Genomic DNA, 5,518 nt, shown 5'->3' on the forward strand with positions numbered 1-5,518 from the left:
ACCCCTCGGCGCCTGATTCGGGGCTCACCCCTCGACGTCGGCCTTGAGGTTGGCCAACAACTGGTGCTGGATCCGCTTGAGCCCGGCCGGGGCGAAGGTCCGCTCGAAGAACCCGCCCACTCCCCCGGCCCCGTCCCACGACGTGGTCATCTCCACCAGCGCACCCCCGGTGGCCTCGCGGACCGTGTAGGTGGTGGCCATGGACGAGTTGGCGTCCTTCTCCACCAGCGACCAGTGCGCCGCGGCCTCGTCCACGGTCACGGTGGCCTTGACGTCCCGGCTGCGCTTCTTGGTGGCCTGGAGGTTCCACGCCGCCACGGTGCCGTGCCCCTGTCCGCCCTCGATCAATCTGTACGCGGTGAACTGCTCGGGCTGGATCCGGGGACGGACCTGGGCGTAGTCCGCGATCGCGGCCGTCACGGTCGCGACGGGCGCCTCGATGACGATGGTGTTGCTGGCGGTGACCCTGCCCATGATCGTGACTCCTCCTCTGCCTGACCACGTCGCGCCCGCCGGAATCGCCGGTGGCGGCGCCCTCGACAGGGGCGCGTCAGACAACCACCATCGTGCCCGATCCCTCGTACCGCCGAGCGCGCCACCTCGCCCCGGCTTTCCGGAGTTCCTCGAGCCAGAGGATCGACGAGCCCACCGCGACCGCCAACAACCACTCGTCGGCGTGCAACGGGGTGGTGTCGAAGATCCCCTGGAGGAAGGGCACCTGGACCACGGCCACCAGCAGCAGCGGGACCGCGGCCAGCGCCACCCAGATCGGGGCGTTGTGCGCCATGTCCCGGGAGAACACCGAGCCGTCCGTGGAGCGGACGTTCATCAGGTTGAACACCTGGAAGAACACAAAGGCGGCGTAGGCGAGGGTGGTGGCGAACAGCGGCACGCCCGCACGCTCGGGGAACATCGACTCCGCGAACGCGAGGACCAGCAGCGTCCCGGTGGCCATGACCACGCCCAACCACAGGATCCGCACCAGCCGTGACGGGGTGAGGATCTGCTCGTCGGCGGGTCGGGGTGGCCGCCGCATCGCGTTCTTCTCCACGGGCTCCACGCCCAGAGCCATGGCCGGCGGACCGTCCATGACGATGTTCACCAGCAGGACCTGCAGGGCGGTGAACGGCACGGCGGCCAGACCGAACAACCCGCTGGCGAGGAACACCAGGACGAACGCCCACGCGGTGGTGAGCTGGAACTTCACGAACTTCACGATGTTGTCGTAGATTCCGCGGCCCTGCTCGACCGCCGAGACGATCGTCGCGAAGTTGTCGTCGGTGAGCACCATGTCGGCCGCGCCCTTGGACACGTCGGTGCCGGTGACGCCCATCGCGATCCCGATGTCGGCCTGACTCAGAGCCGGCGCGTCGTTGACGCCGTCGCCGGTCATGGCCACGACGTCCCCGCCGGACTGCAGGGCCCGGACCATCCGGATCTTGTGCTCGGGGGACACCCGGGCCAGGACTCCCATTCCGGGAGCCCGCTCGGTCAGCTCGTCGTCGTCGATCCCGTCGAGATCGACCCCTCGCACCGACTCCCCCTCGATCCCCAGGTCGCGGGCGATCGACGAGGCCGTGACGAGGTGGTCGCCGGTGATCATGTGAACCGAGATGCCCGCCTCGCGCGCCACCCGGATGGCCTCGGCGGCCTCGGACCGGGGCGGGTCGACGATGCCGACCACCGCGAACACGGTCAGCCCCCGCACCTCGTCGAGGAGCACGCTCTCATCTACTCCGGTCTCGCCGGATCCGTCCTCGCCTGGTGCCGACTCGAACGGGCGCCCCGCCACGAGCAGGGTCCGCAGGCCCCGCTCCGCGAGCTCTTCGGTCGCGAGACGGATCGCCTCGTGCAGCTCGTCGGTGAGCTCCACGGCGTCCGTGCCGTTCCACACGTGGGTCGACCGGGGCAGCAGCGCACCGGTCGCGCCCTTGGCGCTGAGCGCGAGCTCCCCGCCCGGTGAGCGGTTGACGGTGGCCATGAACCTGTGGTCGGAGTCGAAGGGCACCTGGGCCACCCGCAGCCGTGCGGCACGCAGTCCCTCCACGTCGAGCCCGCACTTGGTGGCGGCCACGAGGAGAGCGCCCTCGGTGGGGTCGCCGACGAGTTCGCCGTCGGTCACGATCGCGTCGTTGCACAGCGTCATGGCGACCGCCGCCCTCCGGAGGTCCGGAACGGCATCCGGATCGGACGACAGGACCGTGCCGGTCGCCTCGTATCCGGTCCCGGTGACGGTGTAGGCGGAACCGCCCGCGACGATCCGCGTCACGGTCATCTCGTTGAGGGTGAGGGTCCCGGTCTTGTCCGTGGCGATGTGGCTGGTCGACCCGAGGGTCTCCACCGCCGCGAGGTTCTTGATGATCGCCCCCTCACGGGCGAGCCTCGCGGCGCCCATCGCGAGGGTGAACGCCACCACGGCGGTGAGGCCCTCCGGGATGGTGGCCACGGCGAGCGAGACCGCGCTGAGGAGCATGTCCTCCCAGGACTGCCCGCGCACCAGTCCGATCCCCATCACCAGCGTCACCACGACCAGCGCGATCACGGTGAGGACCCGGGCCAGGACCCCGATCCGCCGTTGGAGCGGCGTCTGCTCACCGCCCGCCCCGCCGAGCAGCTCGGCGATCGCCCCCATCTCCGTGCGCTCACCGGTCCCCGTGACCACCACGCGCGCCCGACCGCGGGTGACCTCGGTGTTCATGAACACCATGCCGGTGCGGTCACCGAGCGGCGCGTCCGCGGCGGCCACCGCTCCCGCCGTCTTGTCCACGGGGACCGACTCGCCGGTCAGGGCCGACTCCGCCACCTGGAACCGGGACGCCTCGAGAACGCGACCGTCAGCGGGGACCCTGTCGCCGGATTCCACCACCACGACGTCCCCCGGGACGAGATCCGCGCTGTCCACCTCCACCTCGGCGCCGTCCCGCACCACCCGGCTGTGCGGCACCGCCATGTCGCGCAACGCGGCCAGGCTCTCCTCGGCCCGCGTCTCCTGCACGTAGTTCAGCACGGTGTTGAGCACCACCACCAGGAGGATGACGACCGGGGTCTCCCACTCGCGCGAGATCACGGCGCTCACCACGGCGGCCACCGCGAGAACCATGATCATGGGGTCGCGGAGCAGCCGCAGGACCCGTCTCCAGGCCGGCACCCCGGCCGCCACCGGCAGGGTGTTGGGACCGTGCTCGGCGAGACGACGCGACGCCTCGGCGCGGGTCAGGCCGTTCGACCCCGCGCCGAGGCGGGAGACCACCTCTGCGGTGGACAGTGTGTGCCAGGGGGTGCGCCGGTCCGTCTCCGGGGCGCGGTCCGTCGTCGTCATCCCCCCATCGTGCCCGGTCAGCTGCCCCGGGCGATCCACTCCTCCAGATGTGGGGACTCCTCGCCCACCTTCGTGCCGTCACCGTGGCCGGTGTGGACCAGGGTCTCGGCGGGCAGGGTGAGAATCCGGTCGCGAATCGAGGTGATGATGGTCGGGAAATCAGAGTACGACCGTCCCGTGGCACCGGGCCCTCCGGAGAACAGGGTGTCGCCGGAGAACAGGACGCCCGCCTCGGGGACGTGGAAGACACACGAGCCCGGCGAGTGGCCGGGGGTGTTCATCACCGTGAACCCGGTCCCGGCGATCTGGAAGACCTGCCCGTCCTCGAGGTCCTCGTGAGCGACCGTCGGGTGGGTCTCCTCCCACAGCATCTGGTCGCCCGGGTGGACGAAGACCCGGGTGTCGAGCTCGCGGGCCAGCTCCGGGGCGACGGTGATGTGGTCGTTGTGGGCGTGCGAACACAGAATTCCCTTGACCGTGCGCCCGGCCACCGCGTCGATGATCGGCTGCGCGGTGTGCGCGGCGTCGATGACGTACACCTCGGAGTCGTCACCGAGGATCCAGATGTTGTTGTCCACCTCCCACTCGCCACCGTCGAGGGCGAAGACGCCGCTCGTCACGACCTTCTCGATACGCAATCCGCCGGCATTGCCGGCACTCGTGTACGTCTCGCTCACAGGGTCACCACCGATCGGAGGACGGAACCGGACTTCATGGCACCGAACGCGGCCTCGACCGCGTCCAGCCCGATGCGTTCACTGACGAACTTCTCCAGCGGCAACCGACCCTGCAGGTGCAGGTCGACCAGCATCGGGAAGTCGCGCTCGGGCAGGCAGTCGCCGTACCAGGAGGACTTGAGCGAACCCCCGCGGCCGAAGAAATCGAGAAGCGGCATCTCCAGCCGCATCTCGGGCGTGGGCACGCCCACCAGGACCACCGTGCCCGCGAGGTCACGGGCGTAGAAGGCCTGCTCGTAGGTCTCGGGCCGACCGACCGCATCGATCACCACGTCGGCGCCGAAGCCGCCCGTGAGCTCCTGGATCGCGGCCACCGGGTCCGTGCCGGAGGAGTTGACCACGTCGGTGGCCCCGAACTCGCGCGCCCACTCGAGCTTGGTGTCGTCGAGGTCCACGGCAATGATCCGGGACGCGCCCGCCAGACGGGCACCCACGACCGCGGCGATGCCGACGCCGCCGCACCCGATCACGGCGACGGACTGGCCGCGCGTGACGTTGCCGGTGTTGACCGCGGCCCCGAGGCCGGCCATCACGCCGCAGCCCAGCAGTCCCGCGACAGCCGGGTCGGCCGCCGGGTCCACCTTGGTGCACTGCCCCTCGTGGACGAGGGTCTTATCGATGAACGCACCGATACCGAGCGCCGGGCTGAGCTCAGTGCCGTCGGTGAGGGTCATCTTCTGCGATGCGTTATGGGTGGCGAAGCAGTACTGCTGCTGCCCACGCTTACAAGCCCGGCACTCCCCGCACACCGCGCGCCAGTTCAGCACCACGAAGTCGCCCACGGACACGTGGGTCACGCGGTCGCCCACGGTCTCCACGATCCCCGCGGCCTCGTGACCGAGCAGGAAGGGGTACTCGTCGTTGATGCCGCCGTCGCGGTAGGCCAGATCGGTGTGGCAGACGCCGCACGCCTGCACCCGGACGACGACGTCGTTCGGTCCCGGATCGGGGACGACGACGTCGACGAGCTCGACATCCGCCCCCTTGGTACGGGCGATGACGCCCCTGACGGTCTGTGACATACCCAGTTTCTCCTCGAGGTCGGTTCGGCTCGGGGCCGGATCAGGCGGAGCCCCGGCCCGGACCCCGTCCACCCTGCCACATATGCAGGACCGGCCATTCGTCTGCACGCGAAACGACCGGAGCCCCGGACACCTGTGGTGTCCGGGGCTCCGGCGGGTCGAGCGGTCTGCTCGAGGGGTCCGATCAGACGGCGACGCCGTTGGCACGCAGCCACGGCACGGGGTCGATCCACTGGCCGGCGGGGTTGCGCACGCCGAAGTGCAGGTGCGGTCCGGTCGAGTACCCGCGGTTGCCCACGGTGCCGATGACCTGACCGGCGTGGACGCGCTGGCCCACCGAGACGTAGTTCTGGTCGTTGTGGCCGTACTCGAGCAGGTACCCGTCGTCGGTCTGGATGCGGATCCACAGCCCGTAACCCGAGGCCGGGCCGGCGGCGACG

General features: G+C 70.3%; 5 protein-coding genes. All 5 read right to left on the reverse strand.

The features are described 5' to 3' along the window. Positions 1-24: 24 nt before the first annotated feature. Positions 25-474 carry an SRPBCC family protein gene (locus G6021_RS09265; RefSeq protein WP_095717251.1) on the reverse strand — a complete coding sequence of 150 codons (450 nt, stop codon included), beginning with the start codon at positions 472-474 and terminating at the stop codon, positions 25-27. A 76-nt stretch (positions 475-550) separates the two neighbouring features. After that, entirely contained in the window at positions 551-3,319 is a 2,769-nt protein-coding gene (locus G6021_RS09270) for a cation-translocating P-type ATPase (protein ID WP_182641126.1), read from the reverse strand. A gap of 17 nt (positions 3,320-3,336) precedes the next feature. Continuing rightward, complete coding sequence (locus tag G6021_RS09275) at positions 3,337-3,996, reverse strand: MBL fold metallo-hydrolase (protein ID WP_182610100.1); 660 nt, start codon at positions 3,994-3,996, stop codon at positions 3,337-3,339. Beyond that, positions 3,993-5,078, reverse strand: coding sequence for an S-(hydroxymethyl)mycothiol dehydrogenase (locus G6021_RS09280; RefSeq protein ID WP_182641127.1), 1,086 nt, complete (start codon positions 5,076-5,078; stop codon positions 3,993-3,995). The genes G6021_RS09275 and G6021_RS09280 overlap by 4 nt, the downstream gene beginning before the upstream one ends. Before the next feature lie 184 nt (positions 5,079-5,262). Continuing rightward, positions 5,263-5,518: M23 family metallopeptidase (locus G6021_RS09285; protein WP_182641128.1), on the reverse strand; the 256-nt coding region annotated here is incomplete at its 5' end.

This window comes from Dietzia sp. CW19, assembly GCF_014145265.1.
In the GTDB taxonomy this organism is placed as follows: domain Bacteria; phylum Actinomycetota; class Actinomycetes; order Mycobacteriales; family Mycobacteriaceae; genus Dietzia; species Dietzia natronolimnaea.